Below are 371 nucleotides of genomic sequence, written 5' to 3'. Positions count from 1 at the left end.
GGCATGAGCAGTTGGGCACCCACGAAGTACAAGACCACGAACTGGTCGACTTACAATGATGCGTTGAGGCGGCGCGGGTCGCTGGCGATCTTGTTCGATCCTGCGATGATTTGGACGCCACCGCCGAGCGGCAAGCGCGGTCGGCAGCAGCAGTTCAGTGACGCGGCCATCCAAACCTGTCTGACATTCAAAGTGCTGTTCGGCATGCCCCCGCGGCAGAGTGAGCCAGTGAAGGCGCCACTGGTTCGAGCCCACTGGCGAACGGGTTTCGTACAGAGCCTGCTGAAGCTGGTCGGGTTGGATTGGACGGTGCCGGACTACAGTACATTGTGTCGCCGCCAACGGACGCTGAATGTGAACATTCCCTATCG

General features: G+C 60.1%; 1 protein-coding gene. It reads left to right on the top strand.

Features of this window, described 5'->3' with window-relative positions; genetic code table 11:
- Positions 1–3: 3 nt before the first annotated feature.
- Positions 4–371: transposase (locus R3X27_RS25580; RefSeq protein WP_317711734.1), on the top strand; the 368-nt coding region annotated here is incomplete at its 3' end.

The organism is Tropicimonas sp. TH_r6 (assembly GCF_033101155.1).
GTDB lineage: Bacteria > Pseudomonadota > Alphaproteobacteria > Rhodobacterales > Rhodobacteraceae > Tropicimonas.
Note: the sequence above shows the minus strand (reverse complement) of the source record. Positions and strands in the feature narration are given on the sequence as shown.